Origin of the sequence: Saccharothrix saharensis, from assembly GCF_006716745.1 — a bacterium.
Taxonomy (GTDB): Bacteria; Actinomycetota; Actinomycetes; order Mycobacteriales; family Pseudonocardiaceae; genus Actinosynnema; species Actinosynnema saharense.
The window spans coordinates 5,340,067-5,356,637 of sequence record NZ_VFPP01000001.1 but is presented as its reverse complement, the minus strand read 5'-3'; the positions used below and the strand labels follow the sequence as shown (position 1 = coordinate 5,356,637).

Below are 16,571 nucleotides of genomic sequence, written 5' to 3'. Positions count from 1 at the left end.
GTCCCGCCCGAACCACACCTGACCAGCGCTTACAGCTCTCGACGCAGCCACTTCGGTACACGCTTGGCACAGACGTCCGCTGGAGCCCTCTCCGGGCGCTCGTCCACAGCGCCAGGCGAGCGCGGACAACACCGGCCGCCCAGTCTGCATCCGGCGATACGAGCCAACCGCTGTCGGTGTACGCCCTGGTGCGCACAGGTAGGTAGGGCAGGACGTGCACAGCAGTGGCCAGGATCAGGTAGGGATCGACGTCAAGTTCGTTGAGCTATGGGCTTGAGCCATGGACGCTGACGGTCGTGGACGAGCGGATATAGCGGTCACGCGTGGTTTCGGTAGCGGTGGGCGGGCAGACTGCGATCATCGGGTATCGGTCCGTGGGCGTTGTAGCCCTTGTGGGTTGAGGGGGTTGTCGTGGTGGTCGGTCGGAGCCGTGCCTGGTGGGTGGCCGGTGGCGCGCTGGTCGGCGGTGGTGCGGTGTGGGCGGTGCTGCGGTTCGGCGTGCCGGTGTTTCTGACCGACCAGACGCATCCGTTGCGGCCGGTCCTGGAGGCGTTGAGCTGGATCGCCGGTATCGGCGGACTGGTGGTGGCGTTCGTGGCGTTGGCGGTGGCGTTGCGCCAGGGACGTGACCGCAACACTGCCCGGGAAGCAGCTCCGCCTCCGGCATCGCAGACCGCCACCGGCGGTGGAGTGATTCTCAACGGCGGCGTGACCGGCGGCTCGGGCTCCGGGACGACGACCGGAGTGCACATCGACCGGATGGGTGGCCCTCCGGACCCTCCGGTGCCGACGCGGCCTTAGGCCACGCCACGTCGGCGGCACCAACCACGGCCGCGCCAGCAGCCTCGGTCACCGGGAACGTGACCGGTGCAGGCGGGACCACGATCGGTGCCCTGCAAGGCACCCTGGTGCAGGGCGATCTGGTGGTCGGTGGACCGGGTGTGCCCGCCATGGAGTCGATCCCCGCGACGCCTGGGCTGGACAGGATTCCGGCCGGCTCGGAACTGTTCGTAGGGCGAACGAACGAGTTGGAACGTCTGGACGCGGCGGTGGCGGGTTCGGGGCGCGCCGTGGTGGTCACGGTCCACGGGTTGGGCGGGGTCGGCAAGAGCGCCCTGGCCGCCCGCTTCGCCCACCTGCACACCGACCGCTACACACCGGTCTGGTGGATCACCGCGGACTCCCCGTCCGCGATCGACACCGGCCTGGCCGACCTGGCGACAACCCTCGCTCCGCAGGTTGCGAGTGCGCCGCTGGAGCAGCGCACCGAACTGGGCGTGCGGTGGCTGGCCACTCATGACCGGTGGCTGCTCGTGCTGGACAACCTAACCACGCCCGCCGATGCGGCGGGGCTGATGGAACGGGTCCGGACCGGCACCATCGTGATCACCTCACGCCAGGGCACCGGCTGGCAGGGTATTGCCACGATCCCGCTGGACGTGCTGCCCGCCGAGGAGGCCGTGGAGCTGCTGACCCGCATCGTGCGCGCGGAACGACCCGACGCGGACCTGACCGACGCCGACCGGCTGTGCGAAGAGCTGGGGTGGCTGCCGCTGGCGATCGAGCAGGCGGGCGCCTACCTCGCCCAGAACCGCATCACCCCGCTCGCCTACCTGGACCTGCTGAGGCGGTACCCGGCCCGGATGTTCACCGCGACGGCGGAGGGCGGAGACGCCCAACGCACCATGGCCAGGGTCTGGCACGTCACCCTGGACCGCCTCGCCGACACACCCCTGGCCGGGCGGGTGCTGCGGCACCTGGCCTGGTACGCCCCCGACGCCATCCCCCGCACCCTGCTCGCGGGCGTGTTCGACGAGCCGGACCTGTCGGAGGCGCTGGGCCGGCTGGCCGCTTACAGCATGATCACCCTCACCGGCGACACCATCGGCGTGCACCGCCTCGTCCAAGCACTCACCCGCACCCCCGACCCCACCGATCCCCACCGCCAACCCACGGACATCGCCCACGCCCGCGACACCACCGCCACCGCCCTCACCACCGCCCTCACCGGAACAGACCCCCGCCTACCCGCCGACTGGCCCGTCTTCCAGACGGTCCTGCCCCACGCGCGGGCACTGCTCGACCACACCCACCCCGATACCGACACCGAACCGCTCTGTCGCCTCGCCAACGACCTCGGCGTCTATCTCGACGGCCAGGGCGACACCACCACGGCCATCACACTGCACACCCGCGCCGCCCATAGCCACCAGCGCCTCCGGGGGCCTGACCACCCGGACACGCTGGCCTCACGCCACAACCTGGCCGGCGCCTACGAGTCGGCGGGTGATCTGGGGCGGGCGATCCCGCTGTACGAGGCGGTGCTAGCCGATGTCGAGCGGGTGCTGGGCCCCGACCACCCGAGCACACTGGCCTCACGCAACAACCTGGCCTACGCCTACCACGCAGCGGGTGATCTGGGGCGGGCGATCCCGCTATTCGAGGCGGTGCTAGCCGATGTCGAGCGGGTGCTGGGCCCCGACCACCCGGACTCACTGATCTCACGCAACAACCTGGCTGGCGCCTACGAGTCGGCGGGTGATCTGGAGCGGGCGATCCCGCTGCACGAGGCGGTGCTGGCCGATCGACAGTGGCTGCTGGACCCCGACCACCCGGACACGCTGACCTCACGCCACAACCTGGCCAGCGCCTACGAGTCGGCGGGTGATCTGGAGCGGGCGATCCCGCTGTACGAGGCGGTGCTGGCCGATCGACAGCGGGTGCTGGGCCCCGACCACCCGAGCACACTGGCCTCACGCCACAACCTGGCCGGCGCCTACGAGTCGGCGGGTGATCTGGAGCGGGCGATCCCGCTGCATGAGGAGACTCTTGCGGACTACGAGCGGGTGCTGGGCACCGACCACCCGAGCACACTGATCTCACGCAACAACCTGGCCTACGCCTACCACGCAGCGGGTGATCTGGGGCGGGCGATCCCGCTGTACGAGGCGGTGCTGGCCGATCGACAGCGGGTGCTGGGCCCCGACCACCCGAGCACACTGGCCTCACGCCACAACCTGGCCGGCGCCTACGAGTCGGCGGGTGATCTGGAGCGGGCGATCCCGCTGTACGAGGCGGTACTGGTCGATGCCGAACAGGTATTGGGCCCCGACCATCACCTGACCAGAACGATCCGCTCGATTCTTGATGCCATGACAAGCGGCCATGACTGACCCGCCGCCTCAATGGCAGTGCCTGGCGAGTTCCTATCCCTGCGGGAGCGAATCCTCTTCCAGGATCGGCAACTTCGATAACCGATCCCAGACGGCCACGCATGGACCGCCAAGCGTGTGCCGCTCCGCCGAATCAGCTCAGTCCGGCTGGCGACTGATCCCCAGAGTCCCGCCCGAACCACACCTGACCAGCGCTTACAGCTCTCGGCACAGCCACTTCGGCACACCCTCGGCACAGCGTCCACCGCGACCCCGTCCACAGCGAGCCGTCCGGCCCACTGGCGTGCCTTCGGAACACAGCCACGTCGACCAACGATGATCCGGGCATGCCCGAGGACCGCCCAGCTCCCGCGCCGCTCCCCCGTCCCGCACCCAGAGAGCAGTCCGCCAACCACTCACCCGTGCCACTGCCGACACCAACCACGCCGCGCACGCCGCTGGAGCCGATGCCGCGCAGAGTGATCGCGACCGTGGCGGCCCTGATCGCCACGGCGACGATCGGCCTCGTGGTGGCGCTGTGGTGGGCAGGAACCGCGGGTCTGTCCGGCGCGGAGCTGGTGAACGCGCGGTTCAACGCACTACGCACCGGGTTGAGCATCGGAGTAGGCGGAGGCGGAATCTTCGCGCTGTACCTGGCATGGCGACGACAACACGCCACCGAGATCGGACTGGTACAGAAGGAACGCGACCAGGCCGACGTCACCCGCGCCTTCGAACTGCAACGTGAGACCGCCGAGCACACTCGCCTGCACGCTGAACGCGTCGCAGCCACAACCGAACGCGACGCCGAAGCCCGCCGCATCACCGACCTGTACGCGAAGTCGGTGGAACAGCTCGGGTCGGACAAGGCACCGGTACGCCACGGCGGCCTGTACGCACTGGAACGCCTCGCACAGGACCACCCCGATAATCCGGCCCTGCGCCAGACCGTGGCCAACGTGCTCTGCGCTTACCTCCGCACCCCGTTCGACCTCCCTGCGGGCTCGCTCGACGCCGATGCTGACCGGGCCGCACGCGACGAGCACCGCGAACAAGTTCAAGAACGGGAAGTCAGGCTAACCGCTCAACGCATCCTCACCGCCCATTTATACATTGGAAACGACCCGGATAGCCCCACAGCGACCTTCTGGGCCGATGTCGATCTCGATCTTACCGCTGCAGTCCTCATCGACTGGGACATGAATAATGGCAAGCTTCGCAATGGAGTATTCCAAAATTCCATCTTCGTCGGAGAGGCCCGATTCAACAGGGCAAGTTTTACCGGGAACGTCTCGTTTAGTGGCGCAAAATTCACCGCGCCCGCTTCATTCAATGACGCGCAGTTTACTGCAGATGCCCGGTTCGTTGGTGCAACATTCACTGAGACGGCCGTATTTGATGCCGCGAGGTTCACTAGGGCCGCCCGGCTCGAGGATGCGACATTTATGAAGGACTCATCCTTCGATAAAGCCTTATTCAGGGAAGATGCATGGTTCGTTCGTACGTTATTCACCGGTCAAACCTGGTTCACAGAAGCAGCGTTCGGAGGATACGCCGGATTTGAGAGCGCAACATTCGCTCGTGGGGGTCGATTCGAAAACGCGAAGTTCTCCGGTGCCGCCAGGTTCTGGAACGCGACATTCTCCAAGCACGCCTGGTTCAACGAGGCAGAGTTCAGGGAAGATGTCGAGTTCAACAATGCCAAGTTTGACGAAAGCTTCTCATTTACGAAGATCAATCACGCCCTGATGGTCAAGGCGGGCGCGACATACACGCCGATAATGGGTGAAGCAACATTCGTTGAGGGCCCGCAGTTCAACGAAGCGGAGACTATCGACGACGATTCAAATAGGCAAGTAAAAATCACCCAAGGCGTCCGATTCGATGGAGCAACGTTCTCCAAACGCGTCAAGTTCACCAGGGCGACTCTCCTGCACTCTCCCGTCGACCAAGCTATCAATTATTCGTCATGGCCCAGCGGGTGGCAGCCTTCGCCTGACCATGTAGCAATCGAAGACCGTGAAGGTACTTGGCATTATCTTTTGACTGCGAATCAGGCTCCTGAGATCACTCAACCTGGCTTGATGCCAGCCGGTGAGTGAGTGTCCGGCGAGCTCTGATCGGAACTAGCTCGCCTTCGTCAACTAAGTTAATCGCTGGCGACTAAATCCCAGCCTCCTACGCGAACCACATTGACCAGCGCTCCCGATGGACCTGCGGAGTTGCCGCTGTCGTAGCCCGTAGCTGGCGTCTCCGGAAGATCGGTAACTTCGGTAACCACCGTAACCGTGCAGGTCAGAGCCTTGCAGGAAGGTAACCCATCAAGATCGGGTTACCGATCGAACGGTAACCAGGCGGCGCAGCGGGCTCCTCAGCGCTCAGAGGGCCGTTAGAGCAACGGGCAGCAGACCGACAGGCCAACCATCCATCGGCTCCTTCAAGCAAGTCCACTCTCCACCGACCGCCACACCGGCTCAGTTACTTGTCGATCGGTAACCCGACCATGTCAGGTTGCCGATCTGCAAGCCTCTGACCAGCACGGTTACCGAAGTTACCGAAGTTACCGCGACTGGAGACAGCCGTACGCGGGTTACCCAAGTCCGTATTGCGCAGGAGTCATCGCGTCACGGCGTTGGAAGGCACACCACCAGCCACCAAGGTCCGGACCTGCTCCACAGCCACCGAGTAGCACAGGCTGTTGGTGCCGGGAACCGTACGCGCGGAGTGAGGACTGACGATGAGCCCTGGGCAGGTCCACAATGGGTGTCCGGTCGGCAGCGGCTCCGGGTCTGTCACGTCTAGAGCAGCGCGCAATCTGCCATCTCGAAGTTCGGCAATCAAGGCGTCCGTATCGACGATCTGACCGCGTGCAGCGTTCACTAGCAGCGCACCATCGTGCATCGCAGCTAAGAAGGTTTGGTCCACAAGTCCACGCGTCTCGTCAGTCAAAGGTGTAGTAATAACGACAATATCGTGGCCTTCGATCAGGTCGGGAAGCTCGGAAGCCGCATGGATGCCCTCACGTGCCGTATTCGCCACAAGTGTAGTTGACGCACCGAACACCGCTAGACGTTTGGCCACCATAAGCCCGATATGCCCGGCACCCACGATGAGAACGCGTTTGCCGTCGAGCGTGTCCGCCTGGAACCGACGATGCGCCCACTCTCCTGCGTCCTGGAACCTAACCAGAGTCGGCCATTGACGCAGTTGCGCAAGAATGGCGGATAGAACCCATTCAGATACCGGACCAGCATGGGCACCGCGGGCGCTCGACAGGAGCACGTGATTCGGAACGTGCGCCGACCACTCGTCTACACCTGCGGACAGTAGTTGCACCATGCGGAGGTTGGTCAACTGATCGAGCAGTGGAATCGGGCGGTGGCTGCTCCGGTACGGCGGAATCAGGATTTCGGACTTGCGCTGCTGGGCCGTCAGCTCGGAGACGTTCGGGTCGTAGGTGCACACCTCGACACCCTTGAGGCTGGAGAGCTTTTCCACGCCTACTTCGTCGTCAGGCTCGTTGCTGACAAGTACCTGCATCGCTCCTCCAGCAAGGCATCATTTCGTTTCGGACAAGCGGCTTACCGTCAGCCGTTGCTGGCAACGGCTTTAACCAGCTCCCGCGCTTGATCCTGCAAAGGTGCCCCTGAGGCGCTGTTGTCGATGACGGAGTGCTCGACCGGCGGACGGAAGTCAACGTCGATGACTGAGAGGTAGTCAGTCCAGTTGGCCAACTTGGCGGCGTCGCGCGCCGCTCCACGGTGGCGAATGTAAGTGTGCATGGTGTCTGCGTCGCAGTAGACCCACACGATCGACACCTCTGCGCCCATGTCCTTGCAGGTCGCCTCGATCCTGTTCAGCCAGGCGAGGTCTTTGAACTCCTTGACGAACGGCGCTGTCACGATCGCGCTGTTGCCGCACTGCACGTTCTCGGTCAACGCGTTGATGAGCGCTTCGTACTCGCGTGGACGGATTCGAGACAGGTACTCGGGCGACTCCCGGTCGTGTGGTGAGCACCCAAGGATTTCGAGAGCCGCCTCGACAACCGGGCGCGTAAGGGTGTCCTTGTCGAGCATCGCCCACCCTGTTTCGCGTGCCAGAACGCGACCGAGCTCGGTCTTGCCGCTGCCTGCGTACCCACCGACCAGCAGCACGCGCGGTGTGTGTACCTGCACGTCGGTGTGCGCGGCCTGGTCCGGCGCGTTGACGACACGTCCCGCCCGCGGCTTGCTGATGATCACGTTCTCGCTGGCGAGCAGCTTCATGGCCTCGTTGATCGTGAAGACGCTGACGCCCCACTGCTCGGCCAACTCACGGGTGGACGGCAGCGGCTGCCCGTCACGGAGCAGACCTGCCGCGATCTGGTTCCTGATGTTCCGCGCTACCTGGTGGTGCAAGGACTCGCCACGCGAGACGCGCGGACCCTGGCCAGACATGCCACCTCCGGATCAGTTGACTGCGAAGGCAGCATACCAGCGACCTAACAGCGCGCTGACCAGCGTTTGTGCTGGTTGGCGCGTTTTTGTCCACTTCCCTGGCCCTAACAGTTGACCTGGTAACCATTCAACTGTTAGCTTCCTCCTTGTCGCCGCTGTGGCGACGAACACACAGGAGGAAACCCGATGGACCTCAACGAGTTCAGCCCGGACGGGCTGACGGAAGGCGCGATTGACGCGCTGATCAGGGACGTCGCGGACGAGCTGGCCGACGAGTCGGCGGAGCTGGCCGCAGCCATGTTGGCGCTGGTGGACGGTCCGACGCGCAACCGCGTCGTGCGGCGCACCACGGAGCGCAAGCTCGGCAGCATCGTGCGGGTTCTCCGCGTGCACGGCCCGGTCAACGACACGGCCGTGACCGAGGCGGCGTGATGAGCCACCTCACCTTCCTGAACACCTCGGACCGGCGGCCGACTCCGGCCAAGAAGACACCGCCGGTCCAGGTCTCCAGCACCCAGCAAAGCAGGCAGGAGAGCACCAGCATGTCCGACAGGGCATCGAAGCACCAGACGACGCAGGACTTCACCGCCGCGAACTTCCCGACGCCGCACCTGGCGTTGCGCAGCATGGCCGACGACGTGCAGGTGCGCGGGTTCGCCGAGGAGCAGGCACGTGTGGCGCGGGTGTTGCTGCCGCGTGTGTCGGCTGCGCTGGCGTTGCCGAGCACCGGGCACCGCGCCGAAGTGCTGACCTTGGCTTACGACGCGGTTGTGCGGTGGCGACGTGCGCTGGCCGCTACCACCGACGACGCCCGTTACGGCGCTACGGGTCGTCCGGCCGTGTCGCGGTACGCGGTGACGTTGGACGAGGACGGCCCGAACTACGACCGGTTGGGAGAGGTGGGCAGGCTGCGTGCCGGTGCCCGCTGGGACACCGCCACCGGCAGGTGGACGGGTGGCACCGACACTCCGGCCAGTCGCATCCTGGCCGTCTACGGGCAGGCCGCACGCCGACGGTTCGCGGTGGAGTGCGCCAGTTCCGCGGACCGGTTGGCCAACGAAGTCGGACTGCCGATCAGTGACCGGCTGATCCTCGGCAACACGCTGCTGCGTGGTGACGCCGCCCGTGAGGTGGCGGTCCGGTTGGCTGCCCGACTCGGTGAACGGCGCGGTGTTGCTGAGGTGGAGACCACCGGTGACCTGCTCTACGTGGTCACCGCCGACTCGGACGCACGTCGGGCGGCGTTCCGTGAGGCCATGCTGGTGCTCTCCATGGCTGAGCGGGCCGACTGGTCGGCGTGGTGGTCGGCTGCCTACCTGCTCTACCAGGCCCCGCAGTTCAAGAAGGGCAGCGACGCCACCAACCGCGTATTTCTCGCCGCGGTCGGCGCGGCCCTGCTGGGTGAGGCCCCGGTGCTCCCCCACGACATCGACTTGCGGTGCATGGTGCTTGGGCAGAACGCGGTCATGGCCACGCCGCTGCTGTGCGGGCAGGTGACCGCATGACCACCGTGCCCGTTCCCGTCCTGCTGCTGGCCATCGCGCTGGCGCTGGTCGCGGTGATCTTGCTGTGGAAGGTGCTGGTCACCGCTGGCCTGATCGGCTTGGCGCAGTGGGCCGTGATCACCCAGACCGAGAACACGACGGCCGTCATGGTCGCGGTCGGTGTGCCCGCCATCGTGCTGACGATTCTGCTGCGCCACGCCACTCGTACGCACCGCGACAGCTCGTTCTCCCGTTCCCCGCTGCACTTGCGCCGTCAGGAGGCGACTCGATGAGTACGTGGGCTGAGAACCGACGCGCGGACAAGGTGGTGGCCGCGGAGCAGCGTCGCGCGGACCAGGCGTTGTTGTTCGAGCAGCGCCGCGCCGACCAAGAGGCTGCGGCCAAGCTGGCGGAGGCTCGGAAGAACGCCGCTCGTGCCCGCCGCGCCGCGCTGTGGACGGCGTTGACCGTGTGGCTGCGTACTCACACCCTCGACCTGCTGTTCGTGCCGGTGATCGTGGTTCCGGCGGTGCTGGCGTGGACTGCGATGGCCGAGTACGGCCGTGAGGTGTTCGGGCCGGTCGGGACGTTGTTGCCGCTGTTCTCCGAAGGCGCGATGTGGACGTTCGCGTTCGCCGTGCCGATGGCGCAGCGGGCGGGCCGGTCGGCAGGGTGGCTGCATCTGGGCACGTGGGTGTTCGCCGCGGTGGCCGCCGTCCTGAACTACGTGCACGGCTCGACCGTCGCGCACGGTGTGGTCATGGCGCTGGTGTCGGTCGGTGGCGTCATCGTCCACCAGCTCGTCACCGCGTCTCCGGCCCGGAAGCGCCGTACCCGTGCCGAGCGTGACGCCCGTCGGCTCGACCGGCAGGCCGCTCGTCGGGTACTGGCAGTGCGCCGTGCCGCGCTGGATCAGGCGGTGGCGGAGCTGTCCGCAGACGGCACGGCCACGCTCGTGCACCGGCCCGGCCTGGTCGCCTACCGGCGCCGGTGGGGACGTGCCCACCTGGTGCCGACCACCGTTCCCGGTCTTCCCGTCGCCGACTCTGACGACGACTGGACCGACGAGATCAGCGAGTACCTGACCGCACTTCCCTCGCCCCGCTCGGGTGACGAGCGGAACGGCCGGAACGGGTCCGGTAGTGCGGAAACGCCTCCGGTGGAGATCACGGACAAGGTCGCGACGTACGCGGCGAAGGTGCGTGCCGCGATCGACGCCAAGCAGCTCCCCGCGCGCCCGTCACAGACCCAGGTCCGCACGTTCCTGCGCATCCGGGCCGCGGTGGCTGTCGAGGTTCACCGCGCGCTGTTCCCGACCGACACCGACCCCGGTGACGACGACCCCCGTCAGGCGGTGACCGCATGAGCACGCCCGAACCGATGGATGACGACATGGGCAACGTGGTGCCGCTGCGCCGCGCCGAGTCCACCCGCACCACCCCGCCCGGTGCGGAGGTGGAAGCGGACACGGCGGTGGCCGGGGAGCTACTGACGGCCGACCGTGAGGCCGAGCTGGCTCGCCAGCGGGCTGCCGACACGAATACCCGTACGCGGACCGAGGTCGCGCGGGACGTGGCGACGACGTTCGGGAAGTCCGTGATGCGTGCCGGGTACCGGGTGTACCGGGGACACGAGCAGTGGCTGACCCACGCGGTACAGGCCGCGACCTACGCCCACTACCGCGAGCGGATCGCGGCAGCACGGGCGCAGGGTGATGCGGCCGGTATCGCCGAGTGGCAGGACCGGTTGCGGCAGGCCAAAGCCGACCGGCGGGACCGGATCGCCGGCGCTCCCCGGACGGTTCTGGCGCTGGTGCGCACGGTGCTGCTGGCCGTGATCGTGCTGTTCGCGGTGCTGCTGATGATGGGTGTGTCGGTGCACCTGTGGGAAGGCGGCTGGACCTGGTCGGAGTGGTGGGGGTTCGTCACCGCCACCGGCGACGTCATCGGCACCGTGGTCATGCTCGGCGTACAAGCCGCGATCATCGGCGTTCCGGCCGTGTGGCTGCTGGCCGCGCACCGGGCCGGAGCGTCCGCCACCGACGTGCCCGCGTGGGCCATGTCGCCCACCCAGCGGGAGGAGACACACCGCGTCGTCACGCCCGGCGGCATCGGGGAAGCGTTGGTGCACTTGGGCATTCCGGCGCTGAACAAGGCCATCAAGGCGGGCTGGACGGTCGAGTTCGCCACCCCGCCGGTGCGGGTGAACCAGCGCGGCTACCAGGCGACGTTCTCCCTGCCGCTCGGTGTGACCCCGGACATGATCAGCGACAAGCGGGACGTGTTGGCGCGCAACCTGCACCGCGACCCGATGGAGGTCTGGCCCAACGCGGCTGAGCGCGCCGGGTTCGTGGACCTGTGGGTGGCCGACCCCGGTCTGTCCACCAAACCGGCACCCGCATATCCGCTGCTCAACGCCGGTACCGCCGACGTGTTCATCGGCGTGCCGCTGGGTGTGTCCCAGCGTGGTGACGTGGTTGCGCCGCCGCTGGTCTCCTCGAACGTGGTGTTCGGCGGGATGATGGGGCAGGGCAAGTCCAACGCCGGTCGCGTGGTCATGCTCGGCGCGTCCCTGGACCCGTTGGCCGAACTGTGGGTGTTCGTGTTCGCGGGCAACGGTGACTTCGACGCCTACCAGCCCCGTCTGGCGCGTTACGAGCGCGGCACCGACGCGTCCGTTGTGGACTCGGCGGTGGAGTCGCTTCGCGAGCTGTACGACGAGGTCGGACGTCGTGAGGCGCGGCTCGCCGAGTTGGGTGCGAAGAAGGTCACGCGCGGACTCGCGGAGAAGTACCCGGACCTGCGGCCGATCGTGGCGCTGTTCAGCGAGTGCCACGAGCTGTTCGGCAGCGCCCAGGGCGAGGAAGCCGCGGAACTGGCGGTGCAGACCCTGCGCCGTGCCCGCAAGACCGGCATCATCCTCGGCTTCGACACCCAGTCGTCACGGGCGGACGCCATCCCACCGAAGATCGTGGAGTTGGTGCAGCTCAACGCGTGCTTCGCGGTGAAGTCGTGGCGCAGCAACGATGGGTTCCTCGGCGACGGGTCGTTCCAGGCCGGTATCCGGGCGACCGAGCTGCGCGCCGGCAAGGACCGGGGAACGTCGATCCTCACCGGCGCGACCGCCGAGCGGTTCGAGGTGCTGAAGTGGTTCTTCATCCAGGTCAACGACGACACGGGATGGGACGCCGCGACCGAGGTCATCGAGCGCGCCATGACCAAGGTCCACCCCGCCGTGGTCGTCGGTACCCCGGAGCGCGCCGCGCCGCCGGCTCCCCGCGACCTGTTGGAGGACGTGTCCGAGGTACTGGGACACGACGTGGTGCCGGTGGCCGACGTGCCCGCGCTGCTGGCCAAGCTCGCACCCGACTGGGCTCCGTACCGCAAGCTCAACGGCAAGCACCTGCGCGAGCTGCTGGCCGTCGAGGGCGTCAAGGTGCCCTCGACCGGCAACCGCTACCCCGTCGATCCGGTCACCGTGCGTGAAGCTCTGGCCAAGCGGGCCACCCGCGACCTGGACGACGAGGACTAGCCGTCACGGCACCGGGTTAGGTCCCGCGACTCAGTCCGCGGACCTCGAAACCGCCTCTGAACAGGGCTTCCACGGCGGGACCTAACCCGGCTCACCGGCTAACTAACTCCAGCTCACGCACATGATCACGCCAGTGGGCACGGCGAGTTAGGAACCTAACTCGATCACGGCGACCTAACTCCCCGCCACTGCCTCAGCAACTTCTCGGCGAACCGCCTCCCGCGTCGTTCGCCTCCCCTCGAACGTCCATCTGTCATTACTGACAGTCACCAAAGAGGTGTCATGAGCAACGTCTCTCCCGCTCGTGCTCGACGTCCGTTCTGCGACCCGGACGCCGTCCGCCCGTGGAACCGCGCGCCGAGGTTCGACCTCGACGCCGTCCGCCGGTGGGCCGAACCGCTGTTGCGCCGTGCCTATGCCGCCGCACCGCGCCGACCGCTTACCGGTCCGCACAGCCTCATCCCGTTGGCCGGTAGCCCGGAGTGGATCGCGCTGGCCGACACCGACCCGCGCAAGCCCGCAGCCGTGGTGCTGGCTGCGCTGGCTCGCCTGGAGGAGTCCACGGCGCACGCCATCGCCCAACGCGTGGCTGCGGACTGGGCCGACGCCCAGGTCGGTCACCGCGAGCGTGCACGGGCTGTCGCCACCGCGCCGGATCAACTCCCGCACATCGTCGGACACCAGCCGTTCTGTCTGTCCGCCAAGCGAAAGCTCGTCAGTGACCTTCCGTGCGGACACCCCGCTTGCACCACGCTCGTGCGATTCGTCCACCCGCTGGCCGACGAGTTGGCCGCTCGCCTTCCCGACACGTCGTGGGTGCGCTGTGTCCGTCACGACGGCACCACGTCGTTGGCGGTGGCCGCGTGAACGGCCAAGTACCGCACTCCACCGACCCAGGTTCGCCGCTCGTCACCTGGGAGACCGTCGAGCACCAGGCCCGGAAGGAAGACGGCATGAGCACCGCCACCGGCACCACGGCGACGCATCACGGCGAGGCTGAACGGCCGGGGCTGCGACTGCTGACCCCCGACACCGACATGGGCGCCGGTCCTCAGCTCGACGGCGCGCGAGTGCTGGACGACGTCTGGGAGTTCCTGGCCCGCTTCTCGGCGTTCCCGCACGAGTACTGCGCCCCGATGCTGGCGCTCTGGTACGCCCACACGTGGGCCGTAGAGCAGTTCTACGTCACGCCGCGGCTCGTGCTGTCCTCCGCCGAACCCGGATCAGGCAAGACCCGCGTTCTGGAGGTCGCGCAGTACCTGGTCAAGTCGCCGGAGATGACGTTCTCGGCGAGCCCGGCCGCGCTGTTCCGCATGGTCAGCAGCGCGCCGATCACGATCCTGTTCGACGAGGTCGACGCCATCTTCACCAAGATGGGCAGCGGTAACGAAGACCTCCGCGCGCTGCTCAACGCCGGGTACAAGCGGTCTGCCACGGTCGCCCGGTGCAAGGGCGACGCCAACAACATGGTCGTGGAGCGGTTCGCGGTCTACGCCCCGGCCGCGCTTGCCGGAATCGCCGGTGGAATGCCCGCCACGATCACCACGCGTGCCATCACGATCAACCTGCGTCGCCGACGCCGTGAAGAGCGTGTGGACGCCTTCCGTGAGCGCCTGGTGGCCATCGAGTCGGCACCGATCCGGGAAGCGCTGGCCGACTGGATGACCAGCGTCGGTGAGCAGGTCGGCACGGCCACGCCGGTGATGCCCGAAGGGGTCACCGACCGGCCGGCGGAAATCTGGGAACCGCTGCTGGCGATTGCCGACGCGGCCGGTGGGCACTGGCCGGAAACCGCTCGCGCCGCGTGCCGGTACTTCGTCGCCGAAGCCACCGCCGTGCCCGTGTCGGACGGCGTCCGGTTGCTCTCCGACCTCCGGACGTTGTTCGGCGAACGGCACGCCGACCGGATGAGCACGGTGGAGATCCTGTTGGCGCTCCACGAGCTGGACGAATCGCCGTGGGCCGACTTCCACGGCAAGCCGCTCAACGCTCGTGCGCTCTCCGCCGAGTTGAGGGCGTACGGCGTGAGCGCAAAGGCGTTCAAGCACAACGGCGGCACGGTCAAGGGCTACGTGGTGCACGGGGAGAACGGGCTCGCCGACGCCTGGTCGCGCTACCTGCCCGCCGAACACAAGGGGGAGAACTAGCCATGGCTCGACGTGAGCTGCTGACCGTTGCGGAGTTCTGCGCCGAGTTCAAGGTGGCGCGCTCGACCTTCTACGACTGGCTGGCCAAGGGCACCGCGCCACGGGTCCGGAAGTTGCCGAACGGGCAATTGCGGCTCGACCGCCGGGACATCGACACGTGGTTCGACGGACAGGAAGTGGCCGCGTGACCGACACGAGCTATGACGTGCGGATTTACGTGATCGACGTCTACAAGGGCAAGCAGAAGACGACGCACTGGGTTCAGTGGTCGGTGGCACGGAAGCGGTTCAAGGAGCCGTTTCGGACATCGGCGTTGGCTAATAGCTTCCGCTCGGAGCTGCTGAGCGCGGCCAACAAAGGTGAGGCGTTCGACCGGGATAGCGGGTTCCCGGTGTCGATGGTGCGCAAGACGAACACCACGTCGTCGTGGTTCGCGTTCGCGTGCTCGTTCGTGGACATGAAGTGGCGGGACTCGTCACCGGGGCAGCGCCGGACGATTGCCGACGCCTTGACGCCCATCACTTCAGCGCTGCTCACGGGGACGCGCGGCAGGCCGGACGGGGACGTGCTCCGCAAGGCAATGCGGGTGGCGTTCAACACCAGCCGCCGCGACGCCCGACAGCCGGCGGACGTAGCCGCGGCACTGGTGTGGCTGTCGCAGAACACCCGACCGGTGGCCGACTTGGCGAAACCGGATGTGTTGCGTGCGCTGCTGGCGGATGTCGAACGGAAGTTGGACGGCACGCGCGCCGCGCCGGACACGATTCGGCTGCGCCGGATCACGCTCGGCAACGCGCTGAACTACGCCGTGGAGAAGGAGCTGCTGAGCGCGAACCCGCTGAAGGAGGTGACGACGAAGAAGCGGAAGAACGTCGCCCACCAGGTCGACCGGCGTTCGGTGGCCAACCCCGTCCAGGCCCGGACGCTGCTCCAGGCCGTACCCGGCATCGGGCGGACCGGTCGGAAGCTCGTGGCGTTCTTCGGCCTGATGTACTTCGCCGCTCTGCGCCCCGAGGAAGCCTCCGTGTTGCGTCGCAGCGACCTGGTCATGCCGCCGAGAGAGTGGGACCAGGAGGCGGGCCGGTGGCGGGTCACTCAGTGGGGTGACATCCACCTGGCCAAGGCCGCACCCGAGATCGGGGCTGAGTGGACCGACAGCGGCCGACGCAGCGAGGAACGAGGGCTGAAGCACCGAGAGGACGGTGAAGGCCGCACGGTGCCGCTCTCGCCCGATCTGGCGGTGCTGCTGTACGAGCACTTCGACACCTTCGGCACCGAACCGAACGGCTTGCTGTTCGTCGCTGAGCGCGGCGGCCGGATCGGCAGCTCGACCTACGGGCGGGTGTGGGCTCTGGCGCGCGAAGCGGCGTTCACGCCCGACGTGGTGGCGTCACCGCTCGCCAAGCGGCCTTATGACCTCCGTCACGCCTGCGTCTCGACGTGGCTCAATGCGGGTGTGGAGGCACCACGAGTAGCCGAATGGGCCGGACACAGCCTGAACGTCCTTATGCGGGTCTACGCGAAGTGCCTCGACGGAGGGGAGGAACGAGCGCGCCAGCTCGTTCAGGCTGGTCTGGGTGCCGCGTAGGGACGGCGGAAACTTCGGTACGTCCTCGGTACAGCCACCCGTAGAACGCCGGTACCGACCGGACACGGCCGGACAGCACGAGAAAGCCCCTGTGACCGGTTCTCACTGGTCACAGGGGCTTTCGTCCTGCTGTGGCGGGTAGAGGATTCGAACCTCTGTAGCTTTCGCGACGGATTTACAGTCCGCTCCCATTGGCCGCTCGGGCAACCCGCCCCGCCCCCGGTGGTGCCGGG

14 protein-coding genes and 1 tRNA gene are annotated in these 16,571 nt (G+C 67.2%); 12 read left to right on the top strand and 3 right to left on the bottom strand.

The features are described from left to right. The first annotated feature begins 474 nt into the window (after positions 1 to 474). The 3 genes from FHX81_RS23935 to FHX81_RS23925 all read left to right on the top strand — a co-directional run bounded on the left by FHX81_RS23935 (position 475) and on the right by FHX81_RS23925 (position 5,254). Positions 475 to 801: a hypothetical protein gene (locus FHX81_RS23935; RefSeq protein WP_141980269.1), complete on the top strand. Its 327-nt coding sequence runs from the start codon at positions 475 to 477 to the stop codon at positions 799 to 801. 149 nt (positions 802 to 950) lie between these two features. Beyond that, positions 951 to 3,173: an FxSxx-COOH system tetratricopeptide repeat protein gene (fxsT, locus tag FHX81_RS23930; RefSeq protein ID WP_170232457.1), complete on the top strand. Its 2,223-nt coding sequence runs from the start codon at positions 951 to 953 to the stop codon at positions 3,171 to 3,173. Between the two features lie 401 nt (positions 3,174 to 3,574). Continuing rightward, positions 3,575 to 5,254 carry a pentapeptide repeat-containing protein gene (locus FHX81_RS23925; RefSeq protein ID WP_170232151.1) on the top strand — a complete coding sequence of 560 codons (1,680 nt, stop codon included), beginning with the start codon at positions 3,575 to 3,577 and terminating at the stop codon, positions 5,252 to 5,254. A gap of 514 nt (positions 5,255 to 5,768) precedes the next feature. Here FHX81_RS23925 and FHX81_RS23920 read toward each other — a convergent pair. Together FHX81_RS23920 and FHX81_RS23915 are read right to left on the bottom strand one after the other, a co-directional pair. Further along, on the bottom strand, positions 5,769 to 6,692 hold the full coding sequence (locus tag FHX81_RS23920) for an NAD(P)-dependent oxidoreductase (protein ID WP_246107951.1): 924 nt from the start codon (positions 6,690 to 6,692) through the stop codon (positions 5,769 to 5,771). A 47-nt stretch (positions 6,693 to 6,739) separates the two neighbouring features. Next, positions 6,740 to 7,588: a GntR family transcriptional regulator gene (locus tag FHX81_RS23915; protein ID WP_141980266.1), complete on the bottom strand. Its 849-nt coding sequence runs from the start codon at positions 7,586 to 7,588 to the stop codon at positions 6,740 to 6,742. 186 nt (positions 7,589 to 7,774) lie between these two features. Here FHX81_RS23915 and FHX81_RS23910 point away from each other — a divergent pair, with 186 nt between their 5' ends. The 9 genes from FHX81_RS23910 (at position 7,775) to FHX81_RS23870 (ending at position 16,338) form a co-directional block, all read left to right on the top strand. Further along, positions 7,775 to 8,020, top strand: coding sequence for a hypothetical protein (locus FHX81_RS23910; protein ID WP_141980265.1), 246 nt, complete (start codon positions 7,775 to 7,777; stop codon positions 8,018 to 8,020). Continuing rightward, entirely contained in the window at positions 8,020 to 9,093 is a 1,074-nt protein-coding gene (locus FHX81_RS23905) for a hypothetical protein (RefSeq protein ID WP_141980264.1), read from the top strand. Before FHX81_RS23910 ends, FHX81_RS23905 begins: the two co-directional genes overlap by 1 nt. Beyond that, the gene (locus FHX81_RS23900) at positions 9,090 to 9,365 is read left to right on the top strand and encodes a hypothetical protein (RefSeq protein ID WP_141980263.1); all 276 of its coding nucleotides are present in this window, start codon (positions 9,090 to 9,092) and stop codon (positions 9,363 to 9,365) included. The genes FHX81_RS23905 and FHX81_RS23900 overlap by 4 nt, the downstream gene beginning before the upstream one ends. Then, positions 9,362 to 10,438, top strand: a complete 1,077-nt coding sequence (locus FHX81_RS23895; protein WP_141980262.1) for a DUF2637 domain-containing protein — start codon at positions 9,362 to 9,364, stop codon at positions 10,436 to 10,438. Before FHX81_RS23900 ends, FHX81_RS23895 begins: the two co-directional genes overlap by 4 nt. Continuing rightward, on the top strand, positions 10,435 to 12,603 hold the full coding sequence (locus tag FHX81_RS23890; RefSeq protein WP_141980261.1) for a hypothetical protein: 2,169 nt from the start codon (positions 10,435 to 10,437) through the stop codon (positions 12,601 to 12,603). Before FHX81_RS23895 ends, FHX81_RS23890 begins: the two co-directional genes overlap by 4 nt. 465 nt (positions 12,604 to 13,068) lie before the next feature. Further along, positions 13,069 to 13,470: a DUF2742 domain-containing protein gene (locus tag FHX81_RS23885; protein WP_170232150.1), complete on the top strand. Its 402-nt coding sequence runs from the start codon at positions 13,069 to 13,071 to the stop codon at positions 13,468 to 13,470. Positions 13,471 to 13,556: 86 nt separating this feature from the next. Next, positions 13,557 to 14,750, top strand: a complete 1,194-nt coding sequence (locus FHX81_RS23880; protein WP_141980259.1) for a DUF3631 domain-containing protein — start codon at positions 13,557 to 13,559, stop codon at positions 14,748 to 14,750. 2 nt (positions 14,751 to 14,752) lie between these two features. After that, positions 14,753 to 14,938 (top strand): helix-turn-helix transcriptional regulator, encoded by a 186-nt coding sequence (locus tag FHX81_RS23875; RefSeq protein WP_141980258.1) that lies wholly within the window; start codon positions 14,753 to 14,755, stop codon positions 14,936 to 14,938. Further along, the gene (locus tag FHX81_RS23870) at positions 14,935 to 16,338 is read left to right on the top strand and encodes a tyrosine-type recombinase/integrase (RefSeq protein WP_141980257.1); all 1,404 of its coding nucleotides are present in this window, start codon (positions 14,935 to 14,937) and stop codon (positions 16,336 to 16,338) included. Before FHX81_RS23875 ends, FHX81_RS23870 begins: the two co-directional genes overlap by 4 nt. A 132-nt stretch (positions 16,339 to 16,470) precedes the next feature. On the opposite strand, the gene FHX81_RS23865 is transcribed toward FHX81_RS23870, so the two are convergent. Beyond that, positions 16,471 to 16,551 (bottom strand) — tRNA-Tyr (locus FHX81_RS23865). Between the last annotated feature and the right edge of the window lie 20 nt (positions 16,552 to 16,571).

Bases quoted from the DNA above. Each gene is read 5' to 3' on its own strand.
- fxsT (WP_170232457.1), top strand. From the start codon at position 951: ATGGAGTCGATCCCCGCGACGCCTGGGCTGGACAGGATTCCGGCCGGC.
- FHX81_RS23920 (WP_246107951.1), bottom strand. From the start codon at position 6,692: ATGCAGGTACTTGTCAGCAACGAGCCTGACGACGAAGTAGGCGTGGAA.
- FHX81_RS23915 (WP_141980266.1), bottom strand. From the start codon at position 7,588: ATGTCTGGCCAGGGTCCGCGCGTCTCGCGTGGCGAGTCCTTGCACCAC.
- FHX81_RS23910 (WP_141980265.1), top strand. From the start codon at position 7,775: ATGGACCTCAACGAGTTCAGCCCGGACGGGCTGACGGAAGGCGCGATT.
- FHX81_RS23905 (WP_141980264.1), top strand. From the start codon at position 8,020: ATGAGCCACCTCACCTTCCTGAACACCTCGGACCGGCGGCCGACTCCG.
- FHX81_RS23900 (WP_141980263.1), top strand. From the start codon at position 9,090: ATGACCACCGTGCCCGTTCCCGTCCTGCTGCTGGCCATCGCGCTGGCG.
- FHX81_RS23895 (WP_141980262.1), top strand. From the start codon at position 9,362: ATGAGTACGTGGGCTGAGAACCGACGCGCGGACAAGGTGGTGGCCGCG.
- FHX81_RS23890 (WP_141980261.1), top strand. From the start codon at position 10,435: ATGAGCACGCCCGAACCGATGGATGACGACATGGGCAACGTGGTGCCG.
- FHX81_RS23880 (WP_141980259.1), top strand. From the start codon at position 13,557: ATGAGCACCGCCACCGGCACCACGGCGACGCATCACGGCGAGGCTGAA.
- FHX81_RS23875 (WP_141980258.1), top strand. From the start codon at position 14,753: ATGGCTCGACGTGAGCTGCTGACCGTTGCGGAGTTCTGCGCCGAGTTC.